Annotated in this window: 17 protein-coding genes; 9 read left to right on the top strand and 8 right to left on the bottom strand. The window is 67.7% G+C overall.

Annotation, left to right across the window (positions count from 1 at the left end):
- The first annotated feature begins 11 nt into the window (after positions 1 to 11).
- Positions 12 to 431, top strand: a complete 420-nt coding sequence (locus tag ACZ6TD_RS37540; protein WP_471345245.1) for a VOC family protein — start codon at positions 12 to 14, stop codon at positions 429 to 431.
- 707 nt (positions 432 to 1138) lie between these two features.
- On the opposite strand, the gene ACZ6TD_RS37535 is transcribed toward ACZ6TD_RS37540, so the two are convergent.
- Positions 1139 to 2629 carry a long-chain-fatty-acid--CoA ligase gene (locus ACZ6TD_RS37535; protein WP_471345243.1) on the bottom strand — a complete coding sequence of 497 codons (1491 nt, stop codon included), beginning with the start codon at positions 2627 to 2629 and terminating at the stop codon, positions 1139 to 1141.
- Positions 2630 to 3142: 513 nt separating this feature from the next.
- Between ACZ6TD_RS37535 and ACZ6TD_RS37530 the strand changes: the two genes are divergently transcribed.
- The 7 genes from ACZ6TD_RS37530 (at position 3143) to ACZ6TD_RS37500 (ending at position 10271) form a co-directional block, all read left to right on the top strand.
- Positions 3143 to 4165 (top strand): AraC family transcriptional regulator, encoded by a 1023-nt coding sequence (locus ACZ6TD_RS37530; RefSeq protein ID WP_471345241.1) that lies wholly within the window; start codon positions 3143 to 3145, stop codon positions 4163 to 4165.
- 404 nt (positions 4166 to 4569) lie between these two features.
- Complete coding sequence (locus ACZ6TD_RS37525) at positions 4570 to 5628, top strand: beta-keto acid cleavage family enzyme (protein WP_471345239.1); 1059 nt, start codon at positions 4570 to 4572, stop codon at positions 5626 to 5628.
- Positions 5629 to 5733: 105 nt separating this feature from the next.
- Entirely contained in the window at positions 5734 to 6705 is a 972-nt protein-coding gene (locus ACZ6TD_RS37520) for a quinone oxidoreductase family protein (RefSeq protein ID WP_471345237.1), read from the top strand.
- A gap of 39 nt (positions 6706 to 6744) precedes the next feature.
- Positions 6745 to 7665: a TauD/TfdA dioxygenase family protein gene (locus tag ACZ6TD_RS37515; protein ID WP_471345235.1), complete on the top strand. Its 921-nt coding sequence runs from the start codon at positions 6745 to 6747 to the stop codon at positions 7663 to 7665.
- A 111-nt stretch (positions 7666 to 7776) separates the two neighbouring features.
- Positions 7777 to 9027 (top strand): MFS transporter, encoded by a 1251-nt coding sequence (locus ACZ6TD_RS37510; protein WP_471345233.1) that lies wholly within the window; start codon positions 7777 to 7779, stop codon positions 9025 to 9027.
- 249 nt (positions 9028 to 9276) lie between these two features.
- Positions 9277 to 9672 (top strand): AMP-binding enzyme, encoded by a 396-nt coding sequence (locus ACZ6TD_RS37505; protein ID WP_471345231.1) that lies wholly within the window; start codon positions 9277 to 9279, stop codon positions 9670 to 9672.
- A gap of 485 nt (positions 9673 to 10157) precedes the next feature.
- Positions 10158 to 10271, top strand: a complete 114-nt coding sequence (locus ACZ6TD_RS37500) for a hypothetical protein (RefSeq protein ID WP_471345229.1) — start codon at positions 10158 to 10160, stop codon at positions 10269 to 10271.
- A gap of 26 nt (positions 10272 to 10297) precedes the next feature.
- Here ACZ6TD_RS37500 and ACZ6TD_RS37495 read toward each other — a convergent pair whose 3' ends face one another.
- The 5 genes from ACZ6TD_RS37495 to hisD form a co-directional block, all read right to left on the bottom strand.
- The gene (locus ACZ6TD_RS37495; protein ID WP_471345227.1) at positions 10298 to 11305 is read right to left on the bottom strand and encodes a glycoside hydrolase family 3 N-terminal domain-containing protein; all 1008 of its coding nucleotides are present in this window, start codon (positions 11303 to 11305) and stop codon (positions 10298 to 10300) included.
- Between the two features lie 480 nt (positions 11306 to 11785).
- The gene (locus tag ACZ6TD_RS37490; RefSeq protein WP_471345225.1) at positions 11786 to 13573 is read right to left on the bottom strand and encodes a thiamine pyrophosphate-binding protein; all 1788 of its coding nucleotides are present in this window, start codon (positions 13571 to 13573) and stop codon (positions 11786 to 11788) included.
- Between the two features lie 37 nt (positions 13574 to 13610).
- Entirely contained in the window at positions 13611 to 14279 is a 669-nt protein-coding gene (locus tag ACZ6TD_RS37485; RefSeq protein WP_471345223.1) for a ThuA domain-containing protein, read from the bottom strand.
- Positions 14276 to 15886 carry an APC family permease gene (locus ACZ6TD_RS37480; protein WP_471345221.1) on the bottom strand — a complete coding sequence of 537 codons (1611 nt, stop codon included), beginning with the start codon at positions 15884 to 15886 and terminating at the stop codon, positions 14276 to 14278. The genes ACZ6TD_RS37485 and ACZ6TD_RS37480 overlap by 4 nt, the downstream gene beginning before the upstream one ends.
- Positions 15887 to 15981: 95 nt before the next feature.
- Complete coding sequence (hisD, locus tag ACZ6TD_RS37475) at positions 15982 to 17307, bottom strand: histidinol dehydrogenase (protein WP_471345219.1); 1326 nt, start codon at positions 17305 to 17307, stop codon at positions 15982 to 15984.
- 129 nt (positions 17308 to 17436) lie between these two features.
- Between hisD and ACZ6TD_RS37470 the strand changes: the two genes are divergently transcribed.
- Positions 17437 to 19044, top strand: a complete 1608-nt coding sequence (locus tag ACZ6TD_RS37470; RefSeq protein ID WP_471345217.1) for a PucR family transcriptional regulator — start codon at positions 17437 to 17439, stop codon at positions 19042 to 19044.
- A gap of 13 nt (positions 19045 to 19057) precedes the next feature.
- On the opposite strand, the gene ACZ6TD_RS37465 is transcribed toward ACZ6TD_RS37470, so the two are convergent.
- Both ACZ6TD_RS37465 and ACZ6TD_RS37460 read right to left on the bottom strand, forming a co-directional pair.
- A complete protein-coding gene (locus tag ACZ6TD_RS37465; RefSeq protein ID WP_471345215.1) occupies positions 19058 to 20641 on the bottom strand; it encodes a GMC oxidoreductase in 1584 nt (527 codons plus the stop codon).
- A gap of 265 nt (positions 20642 to 20906) precedes the next feature.
- Positions 20907 to 22487: a GMC family oxidoreductase gene (locus tag ACZ6TD_RS37460; protein ID WP_471345213.1), complete on the bottom strand. Its 1581-nt coding sequence runs from the start codon at positions 22485 to 22487 to the stop codon at positions 20907 to 20909.
- Between the last annotated feature and the right edge of the window lie 130 nt (positions 22488 to 22617).

The following is a 22617-nucleotide window of genomic DNA, read 5'->3' as shown; positions in this document are numbered from 1 at the left end:
CCCATACGCTCATGCTCAAGCGCATTGACCATATCGGTGTCGTGGTCCACGACCTGCTCCGCGCGAAGAAATTCCTTGAAAGCCTCGGTCTCAACCTCGAGTTCGAACGCGAGCTGCCCGAACGCAATGTAAAAGCCGCGTTCTACCGGGTGGGTGACGGGGCTCGTATCGAGCTCATCGAACCCACCACCAGCGAGGCCCGTCGACGCCGTCTCGGCGACCGCGCCGGCGACAAGGCTCGCATCGAGCACATCGCAGTCGAGGTCGACGACAGCATCACCAAGATCATGCAGACGCTTCGTGGCCTCGGCGTCGAATTCGTCGCTCCTCAGCCCGTGGCGATCGACGGCAACCTCAATGCTTTTTCCCGGCCCGACACCTCGGAGGGGATTCAGTTTCAGCTCGTCGAGCGCGACGCCGCAACGGCCTGACTCTCCTGCGGAGCGGGTCCAGCGTCAACACCGTTGATTTCGCTCCTTTGGCCTGGCCGTTGACCTCGATCCTTCGTGACGGCCCGTCGGATTGCCCGGCGGGCCGTTTCGGCTGTCCGGCCTGGCCGCAGGCAGGTTGGAGGCCCGGCTGTCGCGCCGGGTGGGTGCCAGGTTCCCGGGCTCCGGCGGGCGTGAGCCTCGTTCGTGTAGCCGCCGGGTGCCGTGCTCTCGAGGAACGCCAGCGCGTACAACCGCCTGCCGAGGGCAATCGGTGGGCGTCGGGTCACCTGGTACAACAAGGACACGATCACGGAAGGCATCATCCCAGCGAACTGCCTGCTGCCGCGTCGGTGCACTCTGCGCGGGCTGTGCGTATCCATCGTTCGGCGAACGCGTTGGACCGTGGGCTTTGCGGCGGAGTCGGGATGACGGCCAGTCACAGGCGAGCAGCGTGTGAGTCTGGGAGCGCAGGAAGGAGCGCCAGGTCTGCTGGGCGGTCGATCGGCCCAGCAGAAGGAAGCAGCCCAGTAGCCGGCAGAAGATCAGGTAGAGCAATCGCAGACCCACGATCACTGATCATTCGCCCATACTTGGACTATCGCAAAGCCCCAGGTCAAGCACCGTACGGCAATAAAGACACTCTTCAGGGTTCCCCGGCTGCGGTGCTCGCGGCCGGGGCGACCCGACGTTTTCCATCCCCGGGAAACCTACGGCTTGACGACAATCTCCCGCTTGAGGATTTTGCCCGTTGCTCCCTTGGGGAGTCCATCGGTGAATGTGACGATTCGTGGGTACTTGTAGGCGGCAACCCGCTGCTTGACGTACTCACCTAGCTGACCCGGTGTGGCCAGTGCCCCGTCCTTAAGCGTTACGACGGCGGCCACCTCCTCCCCGTGGATCTCGTGCGGCACGCCCACGACAGCGGCTTCGGCGACGGCGGGGTGTTCGTAGAGCACCTCCTCGATCTCCCGTGGATAGACGTTGTATCCGCCACGGATGATGAGGTCCTTCTTCCGATCGACGATGAAGTAGTAGCCGTCCTCGTCGACACGGGCGAGATCGCCGCTGTGAAGCCATCCGTCCCGGATGGCTTCCGCGGTCGCGTCCGGACGGTTCCAGTAGCCCTTCATGACGTTCTCGCCGCGGATCGCGATTTCGCCGACCTCACCCGCGCTCACGGGAGCGCCGTCGTCCGCGAGCAGTGTGAGTTCGACTCCGCGGATGGGAAGACCGATCGAGCCGGCCTTGCGCAACCGGTCCGGAGGGTTGAAGGCGGCGACCGGCGAGGTCTCCGAGAGTCCGTAGCCCTCAAGTACCGTCAGGCAGAATTCCTCTTCGAAGCGATGGAGTATTTCGACCGGCAAGGAAGCTCCGCCTGACACGGCCAAGTTCAGCCGGGAGAGATCGTAGTCATCGGGGATTCCGGCGTTCAGCAGTGCCGTGTACATCGTGGGGACGCCGAGGAAGACGGTGACCCTGTCCCGGTGCATGATCTCCAGCGCTTTGGCAGGCTCGAACCGCGGCAGCAAGGTCAGACTCGCCCCCGCGGTGATCGCCGTGTTGAGGGCACAGGTCTGGCCGAAGGCGTGGAACAGCGGCAGGCCCCCGAACAGGATGTCGTCCGGCCCGACGTTCAGCAAGGTCTCGGCCGCGGTGGCCGCGTTGCTCATCAGGTTGCGGTGGGTCAGCTCGGCGCCCTTCGGGGTCCCGGTTGTGCCGGAGGTGTACAGGATGACGGCTGTGTCATCCTCCGCCCGGTCGACAATCGGCGGCATGGGGCCGGTGCCCTGCACCAGGGGGGCGAACTCCGTCGAGGTCATCACCAGGCATTCGGCCCCGGCCTCTGCCGCCGCGGCGGCGACCTCGTCCGCGAAGGGCGGCGCCGCCAGCGCGATCCGGGATTCGGAGTCCCGCAGCGCGAACGCTATTTCACGGGCCTTCAGCAGCGGATTCAGCGGTACGACGACGCCCCCGGCGCGCAGGATGCCGTAGTACATGACCGGGAAGTAGATGATATTGGGCATGACCAGGGTCACGCGATCACCCGGCCGGACACCCTTGGCCTGCAACAGCGCGGCGATCCGGGCGCTGGTGTCGTTCAACTGGGGGTAGGTGAGGGTTAGATCGTCCTGGCGAACCGCTATCCGGTCGCGCTCGGCCCATGCCGACTCCGCCAGGAGTGTGGCCAGATTGTTCATTCGGTCTCCCTTTGGGTTCGGGTCGGTGACGGTCCGCGAAGGGTGGCGAGAGTCGCCAAGGGCGGTGAGGGTCGCCAAGGGCCATGGGATCTGCGGCAGGCCCCAGACGTGTTCCGCTACCTCAGCCAGGCCCACCGCATCGGCAAGGTCGGACTGCTATGTCGCGATCACATCGCGGGGGGTGATTCCGCCGCGACCGGGACCGCCACCGGAATCGAAAACCGCGCGCACGCCCCTTCTCCTCTCCTCACGGAGGAACCCCGTGACCTTTGACTCGGACATTGCCGCCCGAATCCATTGATTCGAATCGAGATTCCCTGCCGCTTTCTCATACTGGTCAATGCCCGGACCCTTTGGCATGGTGTTCTCCGTCGAATGTCCGGTCGGCCGGGACCTGAATCCAGACGGCGGGCTCCATTGCGGTGGTGTAACGCTAGGTCATGACCCGGCACATCGCTTGATCTGGCGTGACATCTGACTTATCAATTGGGGACAGCCCTCTGGAGTGCGCCCATGAAACCCCTTGTCCGCAACGCAGCGCTGAACAGCTACGTCGAGGTCAGCCAGTCGCTGGGCATCGACCCGCGGTCCCTGATGAAGCGAGTGGGCCTGGACCCCGTCGGCCTCGCGGTCCAGGACAGATGGATCTCCGGTGTGGCCGTGGTCCAGTTGCTCGAGCTCTCGGCGGCGGTTGCCCAGCGTGGGGACTTCGGGCTGCTCCTCGCCGAACGCCGCCGCTTCTCCAACCTCGGCCGGATCAGCCTGGTCATCCGCGAGGAGCCCGATGTCCGCAGCGTGCTCGAACTCCTGGCCCGCCATGAGTACATGTACAACGAGATGCTCCGCAGCCGGCTCTCCGAGGCGCACGGCCTGGCCAACCTCAAGGTGAGCCTGGACATGGGTGAGGCGATGGCGGCCCGCCAGGCCGTGGAGCTGGCAGTGGGCGCTTACCACCAGGTCCTCCGTACGTTCCTCGGCGCCCGGTGGCAGGCGGTGTCCGTATGTTTCACGCACAGCGCTCCCGCGGACACCGGAACCCACCGGCGCGTCTTCGGACCCGTCGTGGAATTTGACCGGGAGTTCAACGGGATCGTCTTCTACGCCGGCGACCTATACGTTCCCAACCCTATGTCCGACCCGCTGCTGCGGACTTACGCGCGGCAGTATTTCGAGTCCATCGCCGTCTCGCGGGACACGACCGTGCAGGACCGGGTGCGCGAGCTGATCGAGGTCCTGCTGCCGACCGGACGCTGTTCGATCGAGCAGGTCGCCTCCAGCCTCGGCGTCGACCGGCGGACCGTCCACCGGCACCTGTCGGCCTCGGGCGAGACCTTCTCGTCCCTGCTCGACGCGACGCGTACCCAGCTCGCCGAGCAGTTGGTGGCTAACCCGGGGCGCTCATTGACGGAGATCTCCCGGTTGCTGGGATTCTCCGTCCCCAGCGCCTTCTCGCGCTGGTTCAGCGGGCGGTTCGGCTGCAGCCCCCGGGAGTGGCGCCGCCGGAGGACCAGGCAGCAACCCTTCGTCCAGGAATGACCGTTGACGATCAGCCGCTGCCGAGAACGCGACCGCGGACGCGGTCTCGGCAGCGGTCTCGGCTGAGCTTTTGAGTCTGACGGCGCGAACCGGGGGGGGATGGGTCCCCAAGTGATAAGTCAGATGTCACGCGTGGTCAAGCATTTCAGGTAACCGGCCCTTAACGTGGCATTACCGCAAGGGACACTGTCCGCCCCACAAGGGCGAGCAGGGCCCTGCCCACACCGCAGGTCTCGCCTGCCCCGCAGGTCCCTGCCGGGCCCCACCGATCCTATCCGAGCCACCTGGTGAGCCCGGGAAACCGTCTGCAATCTCACTTCGCTCCTCGCCGAACCCCCCGGTCCGCGTATCGCGGGCAGTTATGCGTACGGCGAGTGGCGCCCCATCCTCAAAGGAGATGGATCGTGCACTTCTTCGACGACTCCCTGTACCCGGAGAACCAGGAGAAGCTGGTCATCCAAGCCGCGCCCTATGGGCCGGAGTGGCTGCCCGGTGACGCCGACGACCTCCCGCTCACCATGGATGAGCACGTGCAGGCGGCGGTCGACTGCTACAACGCCGGCGCCAGGGTTCTGCACATCCACGTGCGCGAGCTGGACGGCCACGGTTCCAAGCGCATGTCGATGTTCAACGAGCTGATGGCCCGGCTGCGCGAGGCCGTGCCGGACATGGTCCTGCAGATCGGCGGGTCGATCTCCTTCGCCCCCGAGGACGAGGGTGGCGACGCCAAGTGGCTCAGCTACGACACCCGCCACATGCTGGCCGACATCACCCCCCATCCGGACCAGGTCACGATCGCGATCAACACCAACCAGATGAATATCGTCGAGCTCTTCGACGATGAGGACATCGAGGGCACCTCGATCGCCAAGCCGTCGTACTACCAGGCATACCGGGACATGGTGGTCGAGGCCGGACCGGAGTTCTACCTCGAGCACCTCAAGCGGCTCCGGGCCAACGGCATTCAGCCGCACTTCCAGCTCGCCAACCTGTCCCAGCTGGAGACCGTGGAGCGGCTGATCCGCAAGGGCATCTATCACGGCCCGCTGGTGCTCAACCTCGTCGCCATCGGCGGTGGGTTCACCGGCCGGCACCCGGCCGACCTGATCGAGTTCATCCGCCGCGTCCCGGACGGCGCCGTGCTCACCGTCGAGGCATCCATGCGGGCGGTGGCGCCGATGAACGCGATCGGTATCGCCTTGGGCACACATGTGCGGGTGGGCAACGAGGACAACCTGTGGCGCCACAAGGGCGAGCGGATCTCGTCCGTGGAGCAGGTCGAGCAGATGGTCCAGATCGCGAACGCGCTCGGCCGGGAGATCGCCACCGGACAGGAGGCGAAGAAGATCTACAAGATCGGCGAGTGGTACTCGGACACCGACGAGACCCTGGCCCGGCTCGGCATGGTGCCCAACCGCCGTCCCGGGCAGCGCGGCTTCATGCTGCGCGACACCAAGAACTGACCCAACCCGTCAGCGGCGGTCGCGGAACCAGCACGGTATCCGTCCCGGGCGATTCCGCCCTCGGCCCGTGACCGCCACCCCGCACATAAGTAGACGGAGCAACTTATGGCACATGCCATTCGCTTCCACGAGACCGGTGGACCGGACGTCCTGAAGTGGGAAGAGGTCCCCGTCGGTGACCCGGGCCCGGACGAGGTCCGGATCCGGCACATCGCCGTCGGACTCAACTTCGCCGACACCTACTTCCGTACCGGCCTGTACCCGTCGCCGCTGCCCGCGGGGCTCGGCGTGGAGGCTTCCGGTGTGATCGAGGCAGTGGGCCGGGACGTCACACATGTCGCCGTAGGCGATCGCGTGACCTACACCGGCAGCCCGCTGGGCGCGTACAGCACGGAGCGGGTCATGCCAGCGGACTCGCTGATCAAGCTGCCGGACGAGATCAGCTGCGAGACCGCCGCCGCGATGACCATGCGCGGCCTCACCTCGTCCTACCTGCTGCGCCGGATCCATCCCTTGAAGTCCGGCGACACCGTACTGCTCCACGCGGCGGCCGGCGGCGTCGGCCTGATCTTCTCCCAGTGGGCCAAGCTGCTCGGTATCACCGTGATCGGCACGGTCTCCAGCGAGGAAAAAGCCGAGATCGCCCGCGCCCACGGCTGCGACCACATCATCTACTACCGCCGCGAGAACGTGGCCGAGCGGGTGCGCGAGCTGACCGGCGGCAAGGGTGTCCCGGTCGTCTTCGACAGCATCGGCAAGGACACCGTCGCCGGATCCATGGCCTCGCTGCAGCGCCGCGGCCTGCTGGTGTGCTTCGGCACGGCCTCCGGTGTCCCGCCGCTGGACGCCATGCAACTGGCCATCCATGGCTCGCTGTTCGTGACCCGGCCCGCACTGGCCGACTACATCGCCGAACCCGCCGAACGGGCCGCCCTGGCGGGTGAGCTGTTCGGACATGTCGCGTCCGGCCGCATCAAGATCGAGATCAATCAGCGTTACGCCCTCCAGGACGCGGTGCAGGCACACCGCGACATGGAGGCGGGACGAACTACGGGATCTTCCATCTTCGTCCTCTGAGCACACCGCACCCTCTCAGCCATTCCAGGAGTGAGCACCATGCCCCAGACCACCCCCACGGCGAAGGACGACGCGCCGGCCCTGGTGCGCCCGAGCGTCCTCCGCACCTCCCTCACCGTTGAGCCGCTGACCTGCACCATCGGCGCCGAACTCTTCGGCGTGAACCTCGGCGACGCCGCACGCGACGGCGACCTGTTCGCCGAGATCAGGAATCTGCTGCTGCGGCACAAGGTCCTGTTCGTCCGCGACCAGGACATCACCCGCGCCGAGCACGTCGCCTTCGCCTCGCGCTTCGGCCCGCTGGAGGACCACCCGGTGCTCGGCAGCGACCCGGACAACCCCGGTCTGGTCCGCATCTACAAGGACCTGAGCAGCAAGCCCGAGCACTACGAGAATGCGCTCCACTGCGACGCGACCTGGCGGGAGGCCCCGCCCATGGGAGCCGTGCTGCGCTGTGTCGAGGGGCCCGAGGTGGGCGGCGACACGATCTGGGTCAACATGGCCGAGGCGTATCGCAGGCTGCCCGAGCAGGTCAAGACGCAGATCGCCGACCTGCGCGCACGGCACAGCATCGAAGCGACCTTCGGTGCTTGCATGCCGATGGAGCGGCGCCACCAACTGAAGGCCCAGTACCCGGACCCGGAGCACCCGGTGGTGCGTACCCACCCCGAGACCGGCGAGAAGATCCTCTTCGTCAACGCCTTCACCACGCACCTCGTGAACTACCACACGCCCGAGAACGTGCGCTTCGGCCAGGACTACGCGCCCGGGGCGAGCCATCTCCTGAACTATCTGATCAGCCAGGCGGCTGTCCCCGAGTACCAGGTGCGCTGGCGCTGGCAGAACAACAGCTTCGCCATCTGGGACAACCGCTCCACGCAGCACTACGCCGTTCAAGACTACTGGCCCGCCGTCCGCAAGATGGAGCGCGCCGGAATTGTTGGTGACCGGACCTTCTGAGTCCCCGCCCATGACGGAAAGGTGACGCCCATGGGACTGCACGCGACTGCCACGAAGGCGACAGAAACGTCTCCCGTCACACCGGCCGTATCCCGAGGCTATGCCTGGCTGGTGTTCGCCCTGAGTTTCGGGCTCCTGCTGTCCGACTACATGTCACGGCAGGTCCTCAACGCCGTCTTTCCTCAGCTGAAGGCCGAATGGCTGCTCTCCGACTCCGAGTTGGGGTCGCTCAGCGGCATCGTGGCCCTTATGGTCGGTGTGCTCACCTTCCCCCTGTCGCTCCTCGCGGACCGGTGGGGCAGGGTCAAGAGCCTGGTGATCGCCGCGGTGGTGTGGAGTCTGGCGACCTTGGGCTGCGCTGTTTCCGCCGGCTACGGTCAGATGTTCGTGGGCCGGTTCATCGTGGGCGTCGGAGAGGCGGCCTACGGGAGTGTCGGTATCGCGGTGGTCCTCAGCGTCTTCCCCGTCCGTCTGCGGGCCACGCTCTCCGGCGCGTTCATGGCGGGAGGGTCGTTCGGATCCGTGCTGGGCGTCTCGATCGGCGGCGTCATAGGCCAGGCGTACGGCTGGCGCTGGGCGTTCGGTGTCATGGGGGGCTTCGGGCTGGTGCTGGCCGTGGCCTACGGTCTCGTGGTCACCGAGAAGCGGCTCGGGTCGGCTGTGAGCGAGTACGGCGGCCGCTCCGGTGAACGTGCTCCCCTCGGGCCTCAGCTGCGGCGGCTGTTCTCCTCGGTCTCCGTCATCTGCGCCTACATCGGCAGCGGAGCCCAGATGTTCATCACGATGGCCCTGCTGGCCTGGATGCCCAGCTTCCTCAACCGCTACTACGACATGGCCACCGCGAAGGCCGGACTGGCTGCCGGGGGCTTTGCGCTGATCAGCGGCACTGGAATGATCCTCTGCGGGGTCGTCGCGGACCGCCTCAGCAAGAGGGACGGGATCCGCAAGTGGACCGTTGCGATCGCCTGCAGCCTCGGGTCGCTCGTTCTGCTGATGACCGCATTCCAGCTGCCGGCCTGCCCGCTTCAGCTCGTACTGATCGCTGCCGGGACCCTGATGGTCGGCGGCACGGCCGGCCCGGCGGCCGCCATGGTGGCGAGGCTGACCCCGGCCGCCATCGCGGCGACGGCCATGGCCACACTCACCCTGGCCAACAGTCTGCTCGGGCTTGCCCCAGGGCCTGCGGTGACCGGCATGCTCGCGGACCGCTGGGGTCTGCTCGGCGCGCTGCGGGTGGTCCCGCTGGTCGCGCTCGCCGGCGGCGTGGCCTTCGCCATCGGCAGGTTCGCCTACGAAAAAGATCTACGCCGTCTGGGGCTGCTCCCCGACCTGGCGTTCACCACCCCGGAGTATTCATCATGAGCCTCAGCCCGTCGCCGACGATCGTGATAGTTCCCGGACTGCGTGATCATGTACCGGACCACTGGCAGACCATTCTCGCCAACAAGATCGAAAACTGCCGCACGGTGCCGCCGTTGGAGACGGGCACGGCGCTATCTGGCGAGCTACTTCGACGTCTACCCAGGAGTCTGGCGTCATGGGGACTGGGTCACGGTCAACCCGGACCTGTCAATCGCGGTGCGGGGACGCTCCGACTCAACACTCAACCGCATGGGTGTGCGGATGGGATCCGCCGACATCTACGCCGTAGTCGAGCAACTCCCGCAGATCGCGGACAGCCTTGTCATCGGCGCCGAATTGCCGGACGGCAGGTACTTCATGCCACTGTTCGTGGTCCTCGCCGAAGGAGTACTCCTCGACGATGCGCTCCGGAACAGCATAGCCATGTCCATCAAGCGAGAGCTTTCGCCTCGGCATGTACCGGACGCCGTTGTGCCGATAGCCGCCGTACCGCGCACCCTGACCGGCAAGAAACTGGAGGTGCCCGTCAAGCGCATCATCCAAGGCGCTCCCATCGCCGAAGTGAGTGCCGAGGGTGCCATCACCCACCCCGAGATGCTGACCTGGTTCGCCGACTTCGCGACCGGACTTCCGGTCGGACGCTGACCCTGCCTGGGGGGAGGGGATCCCTTACACCGCGTTCGTCAGGTCGTGCGTGAGGTGGTGCAGGCGCAGTGCGCTGGCCCGGTCAAACGCCGGACCTTTCAAGGGCAGTCGGCAGGGGCGATCTGGCGGGGCAGGAGTGCCGTGTCGAGGAAGGCGCCGTAGGCGCGGGGGCGTTCGGTGACCTGTTCGGCGATGCCTTGCCTGGCCAGGGTGGCCAGGGCGTGCCAGGGGCCCGCTGCACGTGCTGCGCGTCATCGCTGGACAGGGATGACTGACAACCGCTCGCTATTTGCTCCCCGGTCTGCCTCATGGCCGTATCGCGCTGCCCTCAGGCTGTGGAGCCGTCCTCCGGGTGCGCCGAGGTCCATGGAGCGCCCTCGCCCGGCAACGGCCCCCATACCAGTGCGCCCCGGTGAAACCCGGGGGACGCGGCACAAAGCGTCCTCGATCCGTTCTGCCGCAGCCACGACGTCGAAAACCTCTGGGTGACCGACTCCTCGTTCTTCCCGTCCTCCGCGGCGCTCAATCCGGCCCTGACGGTCGGGGCGAACGCGCTTCGCGTCGCCCCTGCTCTCGCGCGGGCGACCAAGGGCGGCTGAACCGCCGGGGGCGCGCCACGGGCCGGTCACCTCGCCGAACGCTGCCGGCCGGCCAGGGCGCGGACGCGTTCGGCCGCGCCGTGGAGGGTGTGGGCGAAGGCGGTGTCGCCTTCGGCGGTCTCGATCAGGGCGGCGGCGACGTCGCCGAGGTGTCCGTCCTCGGGCGCGAGCAGGAGGTGCACACCGGCGCGGATGGCGGCCACCGCGGTCCGGGGGGCGGTGCGCCCCCGGAGGGTGGCGGGGGCATCGAGGTCGTCGCTGACGATCAGGCCGTCGAAGCCCAGGTCCCGAAGGAGCGCGACCGTGGCGGGGGAAGCGAGGGCGGCTTCGTCGCCGTCGAGCCCGGCGACGGGGGCCGGGCCCATCATGACGGCTCGTGTGCCGGCCCGGACGCAGGCGGCGAAGGGGATGAGGGCGCTTTCGGTCCAGCGACCTTCGGGAACGTGTGCCACGTCCAGAGCAGGATCCGCGGTGACCTCTGGAAAGCCGGGGAAGTGCTTGGTGACGGCTGTGACACCTGCGCGCTGCACGCCGGTGACGAAGGCTGCCGCCAGTTCTCCGATACGGGCCGGAGGGAGATCCAGGGTGCGCCCCCGCAGCCAGGGGTTGTCTCCCGTCAGGCGGTCGCACACAGGGGACAAGAAGGTGTTGACGCCCAGTCGCAGGGCGGCACGGCCCAGTTCGTGGGCGGAACGCTCCACGTCCGCCGGGTCGGTGTCCGGTCCGAAGTCGGGCAGGCCGGGGACGAGGCGGTGCAGCCGCTTGGTCCCCCAGGGCTCCTGGTCGACGGCGACGAGCACGCTCGCGCCGGCGATGGTACGCAGCCGTGTGGTGAAGTCGATGAACTGCTGCGGGGTCTCGGTTGTCTGCCGCTCCTCGGTCATGGCACGGGCTACGTACTCGGCGCGGGACTCTCCGATGATCACGGAGCGGGTGCCGGAGGCGAGCAGTGAGGCCAAGGAGTCGGGGATGGTGAATCCGTCGACCGCGGGCAGCAGGACGGCGTGAGCGTCCTGCGTGATGGTGGTGGTCATGTTGGGCAAGTCCTTACTCGGTTCGCGGTGCGGTGCGCCCCGCGCGGTGGCCTCGTCAGAAGGTTTTGACGACGGTGCCGGCCTCTTCCAGCCGGCCACCTCATCGGCGGGCGCCGTCGTGTCGGTGACGAGGGTGTGCACGAGCGCGGAGGGGCCGACGTGGGCGTGGGCGGTGCGGGGCCGTCCGCCCGGCACCATCAGGGTGGTCGGGTTCGGAGAGCCGCCGAGGGCGGCTCCTCGCCCCTGAGCAGCGGAGTGGCGTGGCCTGGCACCGCTTCCTCGCCTTCCCGAACATCTGGTTCAAGCGCGACGCCACCGGTGGGGCAACCCCGACGTGCCCGACCTCAACGCCGGCTGCGAAGCCATGGTCCACATCGCTTCGATCGACAACCTCGCCAAGCGGGTAACGGACGAGACCATACCCGCCTGGCGAGGGACTGCCAGCATTTAAGGGGTAATCCACCTACGTCAAACGCCCTCTCAGAGGTGCTGTTCCGTGGCCCTGGTCCGCTGGTACTCGTCCTGCCGCTCGTCCGTGATGTACGCCGGCACCGGGAAGTCCCACCAGCCGGGCACCCAGGGGCCGGCGGCGTCGCGGTCCGTCGGTACCTCGACCAGGGCCGGGGCGCCCGACTGGACGGCCTTGTGCAGGGTCTCTTCCAGCGACGCGGCGTCGTTGACCTTCCACGACTCGATCCCGAAGGACCGGCCCATGGCGGCGAAGTCGGGACTGTACGGCGAGCCGTCGGGGTGCGAGAACTCGACGCCGATGTGCCGTGAGGTCTGCTTGCGCTGGCCGCCGCGGATCGACATGTAGCCGGCGTTGTTCTGCACGACGAAGACCACCGGGGCGCCGGCGGTGACGCTCAGGGCGATCTCCTGGGCAGTCATGAGGAAGTCGCCGTCGCCGAGCACGCACACCACGGGGCTCTCCGGCCGGGCCAGTTTCGCGCCAATGGCGGCCGGTACGGCCCAGCCCATGGAGGAGAAGCCGCCGGAGGTGAGGTGCGTGCGCGGCGAGTAGACCGGGAAGGTCTGCTTGACCGCGCCCTGGGTGTTGCCCGAACCGGCAACGATGATCGCATCGCGCGGGAGGACGGAGCGCAGGGCGCCCAGCGGGCGCTGCGAGGTGAACGGGAAGCGGTCGCTGTCGCGGCGGCCGGCGAGCTTCTCCTCCCACTGCTCCTTGAGCGCGGCGAGTTCGGCCAGGTACTCGGTGCGGTCGGCGCCCTTGGCGGGCAGCGAGTCCACGATCGCGGCGACCGCCCGTTGCGCGTCCGCGACGATGCCGACCTCGGCCGGGTAGTTCTTGCCGATCTCGTGCGGGTCGATGTCGATGTGGATCAGCTTCGCGGGCGGGATGGAGAAGGTGACGCCCTTGGCGTAGCTGGAGGCGGACCAGTCGGTGAAGCGACAGCCGACGGAGACGACGACGTCGGCGGAGCCGGCGATGGCGTTGCCGGTCATGGTTCCGGTCTGGCCGACGCTGCCCGCGAACAGTTCGTGGTCCTCCGGGAAGGCGCCCTTCCCGTTCCATGTGGTGACGACCGGGATCTTCCACCGCTCGGCGAGGGCGAGGACCTGGTCGGACGCCTCGGAGGTGATCGCACCGCCGCCGACCACGATGACCGGCCGGGTGGCCGCGCGCAGCACGTCGACAGCGCGTTCCACGGCCTCCGGGTCGGGGTGCTGGCGACCGACGGGGAGGCGCCGTTCGAGGTCGTGGAGCTCCACGTGCGCGGCCTCGGCCTGCACGTCCATCGGGACTTCGAGGTGCACTGGGCCCGGACGGCCGGTCAGCATGGAGTTGAAACAGCGGTGCAGGACGAAGGGAAGCTCCTCGACACGGGTGACAACCCAGTGCCGTTTGCTGACGGCTTCGGCCACCTTGGGGAAGTCGTTGGCCGTGTAGCGGTCGAGCTCCTGGAGCAGTCCGTGACCGCGCATATGGGTCGGCGGGCCGCCGGTGATGACCAGGACGCTGGTGGAGTCGGTGAAGGCGGTGCCCATGCCGATGACGGTGTTGCTGGCGCCGGCACCGATGGAGGTCACCGCGGCCTGAGGACGGCCGGTGACCCGGTAGTAGCCGTCCGCGAGGTGGACGGCGCTCTGCTCGTGGAAGGTCTGGATGAAGGGGATCTTGGATTCGTCGTCGAGGAAGGCGTCGGTCAGCGACCAGATGCCGTGGCCGGGAATGCCGGCGACGTAGTCGACTCCGTAGTTGCGCAGGGTCCGCGCGACGATCTGGCCTCCGGTGAGGACAGGCATGGGGTGCTCCCAGTCGGGTCGGTTCGGGTGGTGGGGGTCAGGCGCCCCGGCGGGCGGCCCAGGCGAAGCCCTGCGCGCACAGCCGGGTGACATCCGGGTTCCGCAGGTCGTCGAGGTCGTGTCCGACCGCGCTGTAGAAGACACGGCCCTGTCCCCAGGTGCGGGTCCATGCCTGCGGGATGGTCCGGTCCTCCAGCCAGGGCAGGTGCTCGCCGGTGAAGGTGGTCTCCGCGAGGACGTGGTTGTTGGGGTCGACGGACATGTAGTACTGCTCGGAGGCGACGTGGAAATCCTTCACGCCGTCGGTGATCGGGTGGCCGGTGTCCGTGACGGTGACCTGGTAGGGGTACTTCACGCCTTCGCCCGCGGGGTGTTCGAGAAAGCTGCCGCCGATCAGCCAGTGGTACTTCAGGCTCATCCGGAACGCGGCGGCAGCGCCGTGCCAGGCGGCGATCCCGGTGCCGGCCTCCACTGCCCCCAGCAGACTCGCCTCCTGGGCGGCTGTCAGCCCCTCGGACAGGAGGGCGTTGTTCCAGTTGAGCGCGATGAGGTCGTAGCCGGTGAGGTCGGCGTCGAGCGCGAAGATGTCGTTGGCCTCGTCGACGTCGAAGCCCAGGTCCCTGAAGATCGGCATGGCCCATTCCTGGGCGACCTGGTAGGGCTTGTGCCCCGGCCAGCCTCCGTACAGGTACAGAACGCGGGTCATGCGATGTTCCCTTCGGTGGTGGGCGTGAGGGCCGCGGCGCGGGCGCGCAGTTGCTCGGCGATCTCCAGGGCGTCACCTTCCGGTGCGGTGGACTTGCGCTCGGGCTTCGCGGCCAGCAAGTAGACGAGGCCCACGGCCGAGACGACGAGGAAGCCGATCAGCGCGATCCACCGGTCCAGGAGCGGAGTTCCGGCTTCGCCGGTGGGCCATGCGAGCAGAACCATCCCGAGGACGCCGTAGGCCAGGGCCGCCACGTTCACCACGAATCCCCAGCGGCCGAGGGTCCAGGCTCCGGCGGGACGCCATCCCTTCAGGCGCATCCGCAGCGCGGCGAGCACCACCATCATGAAGGCCGCGTATCCGGCCAGCATCTGGAAGGCCACGATCTTGGTGAGCGAATCGGGCGAGTAGTACACGAACACGAAGATCGCCAGTGGAACGACGTTCACGGCCAGCAGTGCGTTCAGGGGGACACGGTGCTTGCGGGAGATCCGCGAGAAGACCCGGGAGCCCGGGAACATGTCGTCGCGGGCGAAGGAGAAGACGATCCGGCTCGCAGCGGCCTGCTGGCTCATGACGCCCGCGATGAAGGAGGTGATGCTGACCATGAGCACCGCCTTCGTGCCCACGGTGCCGACCGAGCTCTGCAGGATCGAGGGGATCGGGTTGGCGTCCTTGCCCGAGAGGATCGAGGGCAGGTCGGGGGCGGCGAGCGCGTAGCCGACGAACGCGAGGAGCGCGGCCACTCCGCCGACGGCCACGGTCAGCTGCATGGCCCGGGGGATGCTGCGGGAGGGGTTGGGGACCTCTTCGGCGATCTCGCCGCATGCCTCGAAGCCGTAGAAGAGGAACAGCCCGACGAGTGAGGCGGCGATGAAAGCCATGAAGTAGTTGTCGTGGGTGGAGCTGCTGGTCTCGAAGAAGATCGAGACGGAGTTGCGCCGCTCGAAGATCAGCAGGTACAGGCCCATGAGAACGATGCCGATCAGCTCAGCGGCGAGCCCGATCTTGGAGATCAGGGCCAGTGTCCTGGTGCCGAAGCAGTTGCAGACCAGACAGACGACGGTCATGCCGATCGCGATCCAGAGGCGCTCGGTGGGGGTGGAACTGATGCCCGGCTCATCGGCGGTCCCGCCGAAGAGGCTGGCCACGAAGTCCGAGCTGAACAGCGCGGTACTGGTGATGCCGATGGTGATGCAGCAGATGTAGGTCCACGCGTTGAACCAGGCGTAGCGCCCGTTCCAGAGCCTTCGGACCCACTGGTAGAGCCCGCCGGCGAGCGGGAACTGCGAGACGACCTCCCCGAAGACCAGCGCGACGAGGAACTGCCCGGCTCCGACGATGGCTATCCAGAAGATGGACGGCCCGCCGGCGGTCGACAGACCGAGTGCGAAGAGGGACACGACGCCCACGAGGGGCGAGAGGTACACGAAGCCGAGGGCGAAGTTCGCCCACAGGCTGACCTTGCGGTCGAAGCGCTGCTCGTAGCCCAGCGCGGCGAGCAGTTCCGCGTCCTCGGCCGAGGAGACAAGGCCCGGGGTCCCGCCCGAGGGGGGGACGCGGTGGGATCTGGGCGCCGTGTGCGCCTCGTTCTCTGTTGCTGACATGGCGATCTCCGGGGGTCGAGGGTGAGGTGCTCCTTGTGGAACGGATACCGCGCCGCGCCTGCGGTCCGGTGTAAGCCCTGGTCCGTCATCGCGGGTCAGGCCCGGTCGAGGGCGTAATCGGCCCAGCCCAGCGGGGCTGATCCGTACCGCGCGGCGCGGACGTCAGCCGAGCGCGCGTGTCCCTCGAAGTTCTCGATGCGGGACGCCCTGCCGCATATCTCGCCGAGCCGGGCACTGGACCCGGCGTCCCTGATCTCCTGGTAGGTCACCGTCTTGAGGTACTTGCCGACCCAGAGACCGCCGGTGTAACGGGCCGCCCCCAGGGTGGGCAGTACGTGATTGGTGCCGATGACTTTGTCACCGTATGCGACACATGTCTTGTCGCCAAGGAAGAGGGCGCCGTAGTTGCGCATCCGGTGCAGGGCCTCGCGGGGCTCGGCCGTGAGGATCTGGACGTGCTCGCTGGCGTACCGGTCGGCGAGTTCGTAGGCGGTGGTGAGGGTGGGAACCACGATGACCTCGCCGTGGTCGCGCCAGGCCCGCCCGGCGACCTCGCCGGTGGGCAGGTCCGGCAGCAGTTTCTCCACCCAGGCGATGGTTCGCGTGGCCACGTCCTCGGAGGTGGTGATGAGGACCGCGGGAGAGTCCGGCCCATGCTCGGCCTGGGACAGCAGGTCGGTGGCCACCACGAACGGGTCGGCGGTGTGGTCCGCGACGATCAGTACTTCCGTGGGGCCGGCGAACAGGTCGATCCCGACCTCACCGAAGAGCTGGCGCTTGGCTTCGGCCACGTAGGCGTTGCCGGGGCCGGCGAGCATGTCGACCGGGTCGATCGTCTCGGTGCCCAGGGCCAGGGCCGCCACGGCCTGGACACCGCCCATGACGTAGATCTCGTCCGCGCCGGCCAGGTGCATCGCGGCGATGCTGACGGGCGGCGGGGCGCCGCGGTCCGGCGGGGTCGTCGCGGCGACCCGCTCCACACCGGCGGCCTTGGCCGTCAGGACGGTCATGTGGGCCGACGCGGTGAGCGGATAGCGGCCGCCGGGCACATACGCGCCGGACGCACCGACGGGGATGTTGCGCTGGCCCAGGAACACCCCGGGCAGGGTCTCGACCTCGAAGTCGGTGAGCGAGTCCCGCTGCGCCTGGGCGAAACCGCGGACCTGCTGCTGGGCGAACCGCAGATCGTCGAGGACCGTCTCCGGGACGGAGGAGACCACAGCGACGATCTCGTCGGGGCCCAGCCGGAAGGACGGCGGACTCCACTGGTCGAACTTCTGCGACCAGCGGCGCACGGCGGCATCGCCGCCTGCGCGCACGTCGGCGATGACCTCCGCGACGGTCTCGACGATGTCCGGACGGCTGGTCCGTGTCGGCTCCGAGGCTGCCGGAGCCTTGATGATTTCGCGTGATGAGGACACTCTGCACTCCTTGTAGGCGGTCGTGCCTGCGGGCTCGACCTGAAGTCTGGGTAAACGCAGGGGTGGGGCGACAGGCACAGGGTGTGCAATATTGGCCGTAGATCCTGCACACTTTGAGGTAATGCGCACATGACTGATGTCCTGACGGTTCGCGCCGCACTGCAACTTGAGGTGTTCACCCGCACCGAGGTGCGCGTCTACGCCGGAGGGCGGAATCTCGACCGCCCCGTGCGCTGGGTGCACACCGGGGAGATCCCGGACATCCACCGCTTCCTCACGGGCCAGGAGATGCTGCTGACGGCCGGCCTCGGCATGGGCGACACGGCACTTCAGCAGCGGGCCTTCGTCCGGCGGGTCGCGGACGCCCACGCGGCCGTCCTCGTCGTCGAGCTGGCCGGGCGCATGTTCGACACCATGCCGCAGGCCGCTGTCGAGGAGGCCGAGGCGGTCGGCCTGCCCTTGGTGGGACTGGCCGACGAGATCCCCTTCGTCGAGACATCGGCCCAGGTCCACGAGGTGCTGGTCGGCATGCGCGTCAAGCAGCTGATCGCCGAGGAGGCCACCAGCCAGGCGTTCATGGACCTGCTGCTGGCCGACGAGGACTACGTGGGCGTGGTCAGGGAACTGGCCCGCAAAACCGGGCGGCCCGTGGTGCTGGAGGACGTCGCCCACCAGATGCTCGCGTACGGAGGCGCCACCCCGGAGGCCGACCGGCTCGTCGACGAGTGGAGCGCGCACTCCCGGGCCATCCACGAACGCCACCACTCCCTCGTGACGCACGGCCGCGAGGTCCCCAACGCGCCGGCGGCGTCGTTCCGCGAAGTCGTGCCCTGCGCCCGCCAGCCGGTGATCCTGCGGGGCGAGTCATGGGGCTGGCTGCACCTGCTGCACGGCGGAGTGCAGCCGAGCCCGGCCGAGTTGCGCACGCTGGAGCGGGCCGCCGCGGCCGTGGCGATCACGCTGGTGAGTGAACGCGAGAGCGGCGCGCGGGCCTCCCAGCGCCAGACGGCGCTGCTGAACCGGTTGCTGCTCGGGGACATCACGGGTGAGAAGTTCGTGAGCCTCGGCCTGGCGCTCGGGCAGGATCTGCGCGGCCGGGACCTGATCGTCGTCACCGCCTGCTCGGGGGACGACGAACCGGACCAGGACCACGCCCTGGCCCGGCTGCTGTGGGAGACGGGCCGGCCTGCCATCGTGGGCGACACCGGGGACTTCGACATGGCGGTCGTCGGCCTGTCCGGACCCGGTGACGCGGCCGACGTGCGCACCGTCCTGGCCGAGCACGGTCTGCGCGGCGGCATCAGCAGGGTCGTGGAGCCCGCGGCGCTGCCGCTGGCGCTGCGCCAGAGCCGAAGCGCCGCCTCTGTCGCGGCGGCGGCCACCACCGCGGAGGTGCGCCACTTCGACGACCTGGGGGCGCTGCGGCTGCTCGTGGCGCTCTCCGAGGGCCCCGAGCTCAGACGTTACGTCGAGGACGAGCTGGGCCCGCTGCTGGAACACGACGCACTGGTGAAGAACCCGCTGCTGCCCACCCTGCGCACCTTCCTCGACTGCGGTGGCAACAAGGCGCGCGCGGCCGACGCACTCTTCGTCCAGCGACGCACCCTCTACCATCGCCTCGAACGGCTCTCCGAGATCCTCGGCCTCGACCTCACCCGGGTCGACAACCAGCAGCGGCTGCAACTGGCCGTACGCGGCCACGACCTGCTGCGCAGGCCGACCCTGCGACGGACGTGACCGCCTTGCGGCGTCAGCTCTTCGTCGCCTTGGCCAGGGCCGGCGCGATACGCAGAGCGTTCGCCCCGATCGTCAGGGCCGGGTTGAGGGCCGCGGAGGACGGGAAGAACGACGAATCGGCCACCCAGAGGTTCTCGATGTCGTGACTGCGGCACATCGGATCGAGCACGCTCGACCCCGGGTCGTGACCGGCAGCGGCCGTTCCGCACATGTGGGAGTTGGTCTCGATACCCATCCGCTGGGTGAAGATCAGCGGATAGCCGGACTTGCGGACCGCCCTGGTCACCCGGCGCACGAGTTCGTGGTGGGGGGCGAGGTTGGTCGGGGTCCAGTCGATGATGACGCGGTCGCCATCCACCCGTACCCGGTTGTCCAGGGAGGGCAGGTCCTCGGTCGTCAGATAGATGTCGATGCTTCTGGCCGACATGAACTTCAGGGCCCAGTTCGGTGCCCACGGGCGCGCGGGCTTGAGCATCGGGGCCTGGAGCTTGCCCAGCATCTGGAGGTTGCCCAGCGGGAAGGGTGTTCCCGGGCCGGCTTCGTAGAAGTCGTTGATGCCGAGGGTCTTCTGCCACTTCGTGGGGTTGGTCCGCAGCGGATTGACACCGACGAAGAACGTGCTGTTGTGGACCATGTAGTTGCGGCCCAGCAGCCCGGTGGAGTTACCGAGGCCGCGCGGATGCCGGTCGTCGGCCGAGCGCAGCAGCAGCGCGGCCGAGTTGACGGCACCGCCGGCCACGGCGAAGGTCTTGGCGTGGATACGGACGGTACGGCCCGCGTGCCGTGCCTCGGCGGCTACGATCTTGTGGCCGTCCGGCGAGGTGATCAGGCGGGTGACCTGCGCACCGGTGAGGATCTTCACGCCGTCGCGCAGCGCGGGGAGCAGGATTCTGTTCTCGGCGTCGGACTTCATACCGGTCTCGTCCGGACAGCCGTCGGCCGTTGTCACCGCGGCACGGTCGGCCTGTGTCTCCACGTTCAGGGCGTTGGGCGTGTGGAACGGATGCAGGCCCTGGCCGCGTAGCGATCGGGCGAACCGCTCGATCTCCGGTTCATGGTCGAGTGCGGGACAGGGGTACGGCTTGGAGCGCGGCGGCTCGGTCGGGTCCTCGCCGGTCTGCCCGTGCACCTGGAGCAGACCCTCCATGGTGTTGTAGAAGGGCTCCAGGTCGTCGTAGCTGAACGGCCAGGCGCGCGAGACGCCCTCCTGGTGTTCCACCTCGGTGAAATCGCTGCATCGGAACCGGGGCAGCATGGCGCCGTAGAAACGGGTGTTTCCACCCACCCAGTAGTACACACCCGGCGCGAACGGCTTGCCGGAGCCGCCGTCGTACCAATAACCGGCGTTCTTGTACCGGCCCCGGATGTACATCTCGGTCGGCTGGGAGTTCTCGGGCTCACGCGGAAGGAAATTGCCCCGTTCCACGACGAGTACCTCAAGGCCGGAGTCCTTCAGTGCCCAGGCCAGAGCGGAACCGCCCATGCCGGAGCCGATGATCAGGACATCAGTGCTGATCTCTGCGGCGGCATCTACTGAGACGAGGGCATCGGGCCGAAGCTCCGGAGGTGTGTAGTCCTTTCGGACCGGGCTGGACATGAAACAGAACTCCCTCACATGCGTTGTGTGCGCTGAGCAGTTTGTCGAAGTTGGCCGGCGGGTTCCACACCCATCAGTGGCGCGGCGGGCGCGCTGACCGTCCACCGTGCGTCCTGCACACGCGAACGCCGCGGCGGCCCTGCGTGGCACCACTGCAACGTTCACCGGGACGTATCGGAATCTCCGTGAGCGGGTAATTCTGGCGGACCGGATTACCCATGGGTCAGCCCCTCTCAAGGCTTATGAGGAGATTCCATAAATGCTTTCAGCCGGTCGACGCCCGAATGAATGAGGCGGCCTTTTCTCCCGTCATGATGGCTGGAGCATTTGTGTTTCCGGTGACGAGTGTCGGCATGATCGATGTGTCTGCCACGCGGACGTTCTCGAGCCCGTACACACGAAGTTCATGGTCGACGACCTTGCCCATCATGCAGGTGCCGGACGGGTGGTAGAAGGAGAACGATTGAGTGCGAATGAAGTCGTCGATATCCTGGTCGCTGTCCGACACCGGGGCGAGTCCGGCGTTGGCGGCCGCCCGCAGGTCCGATTCCAGCATGGCTGTCAGCCGCGGTTCACGGGCGATGCGCATGCACAGACGGACGCCCTCTCGCAGCCGCCGGCGGTCGTCAGCGTCGTCGAGGTAATTGTGAAAGATGCGCGGCTTGGCGTAGGGGTGGGAATGCCGCAGCCGCACCGAGCCGCGGCTCGCAGGCCGTGCAACGTAAGGACCGAATGACATTCCAGGCTCGAGTGGCGCGGCAAGACCTTCGTCACGGACGATGCCCAGTGCCGCATGAACTTGGATGTCAGGGGCGGGGACATCGTCGCTGGAGCTGAAGAAGCCGCCGACCTCGTTCCAGGCCATCGGGCCGGTACCGTGCCGGCGCAAGAGTTGTTCTTCCCGCGAGGTGTCCGGTCCCAGGATCGGCTCGGTTCGGCTGAAGAAGCTGATGAAGCACCCGGTGTGATCCTGCATGTTCCTGCCGACATCAGGCAGGTTGTGCAGGGGGGTGATTCCCCCTGCGGAGAGTTCGTCAGCCGGCCCAACGCCGGACTGGAGCAGCAGGTGGGGCGAGTTGTAGGCCCCTAGGGACAGCACGATTTCACGGTTGACACGGATTGTCCGGACGGTTCCCAGGTGGTCGACTTCCAGGCCGACCGCCTGGCTGCCGTCGAAACAGATGCGCAGAGCGGTCGTCGAGGGCAGAACGGTGAGGTTTGCGCGACCTGCGGCCGGCTCCAGGAACGCTGCGGCGCTACTGCAGCGCAGGCCGTTTCGCTGCGTGACCTGGTGGTAGCCAACGCCCTCCTGCTCGGGTCCGTTGAAGTCCGGGTTGTGTTTGTGCCCCGCATCCTGAGCCGCCTCGACCCACGCCGTCAGAAGAGGATGAACCGAAATGGGGTCGCTGACCGCGAGGGGGCCACCGACACCGTGGAAGTCGTCGGCTCCGCGCTCGTTGTCCTCGGACTTCTTGAAGAACGGCAGGACATCGTCATAGCCCCAGCCCGGGTTGCCGAGTCGCTCCCATGTGTCGTAGTCATGGCGGTGACCGCGAACGTAGAGCATCGTGTTCATCGAGCTGGTTCCGCCGATCACCCGGCCGCGCGGCAGGTAGGCTCGGCGCCCTCCGAGCCGGGGCTCGGGTTCCGTCTCGAAGTCCCAGTCGAATGCGGTCTTGAGCTGCTGCGAGAAAAGCGCGGGGATCTCGAAGAGGCGGCCTCGGGCGGGCGGCCCTGCTTCAATCAGCGCGACCGTGACGTTCGGATCCTCGGACAGGCGGGCCGCAACCGTGCAGCCGGCCGAGCCGGCCCCGACGACGATGTAGTCATACGATTCCGCGTTCATTCCGCCTCCATGGAAATCCAGCCTCGACGACCTGCGTCATCGCCATCCGCGTGCCGGGAAGAAACGAGTGTTGGGTGGGGAGCTGGGCGTCAGGCCGGAGCGGCCTTGCCCTGCACTGGTTCCTGAAGAG

The sequence above is a fragment of the Streptomyces yongxingensis genome (genome assembly GCF_055597465.1).
Note: the sequence above shows the minus strand (reverse complement) of the source record. Positions and strands in the feature narration are given on the sequence as shown.

Bases quoted from the DNA above. Each gene is read 5' to 3' on its own strand.
- ACZ6TD_RS37540 (WP_471345245.1), top strand. From the start codon at position 12: ATGCTCAAGCGCATTGACCATATCGGTGTCGTGGTCCACGACCTGCTC.
- ACZ6TD_RS37535 (WP_471345243.1), bottom strand. From the start codon at position 2,629: ATGAACAATCTGGCCACACTCCTGGCGGAGTCGGCATGGGCCGAGCGC.
- ACZ6TD_RS37530 (WP_471345241.1), top strand. From the start codon at position 3,143: ATGAAACCCCTTGTCCGCAACGCAGCGCTGAACAGCTACGTCGAGGTC.
- ACZ6TD_RS37520 (WP_471345237.1), top strand. From the start codon at position 5,734: ATGGCACATGCCATTCGCTTCCACGAGACCGGTGGACCGGACGTCCTG.
- ACZ6TD_RS37515 (WP_471345235.1), top strand. From the start codon at position 6,745: ATGCCCCAGACCACCCCCACGGCGAAGGACGACGCGCCGGCCCTGGTG.
- ACZ6TD_RS37505 (WP_471345231.1), top strand. From the start codon at position 9,277: ATGGGTGTGCGGATGGGATCCGCCGACATCTACGCCGTAGTCGAGCAA.
- ACZ6TD_RS37495 (WP_471345227.1), bottom strand. From the start codon at position 11,305: ATGACCACCACCATCACGCAGGACGCTCACGCCGTCCTGCTGCCCGCG.
- ACZ6TD_RS37490 (WP_471345225.1), bottom strand. From the start codon at position 13,573: ATGCCTGTCCTCACCGGAGGCCAGATCGTCGCGCGGACCCTGCGCAAC.
- ACZ6TD_RS37485 (WP_471345223.1), bottom strand. From the start codon at position 14,279: ATGACCCGCGTTCTGTACCTGTACGGAGGCTGGCCGGGGCACAAGCCC.
- ACZ6TD_RS37480 (WP_471345221.1), bottom strand. From the start codon at position 15,886: ATGTCAGCAACAGAGAACGAGGCGCACACGGCGCCCAGATCCCACCGC.
- ACZ6TD_RS37470 (WP_471345217.1), top strand. From the start codon at position 17,437: ATGACTGATGTCCTGACGGTTCGCGCCGCACTGCAACTTGAGGTGTTC.
- ACZ6TD_RS37465 (WP_471345215.1), bottom strand. From the start codon at position 20,641: ATGTCCAGCCCGGTCCGAAAGGACTACACACCTCCGGAGCTTCGGCCC.
- ACZ6TD_RS37460 (WP_471345213.1), bottom strand. From the start codon at position 22,487: ATGAACGCGGAATCGTATGACTACATCGTCGTCGGGGCCGGCTCGGCC.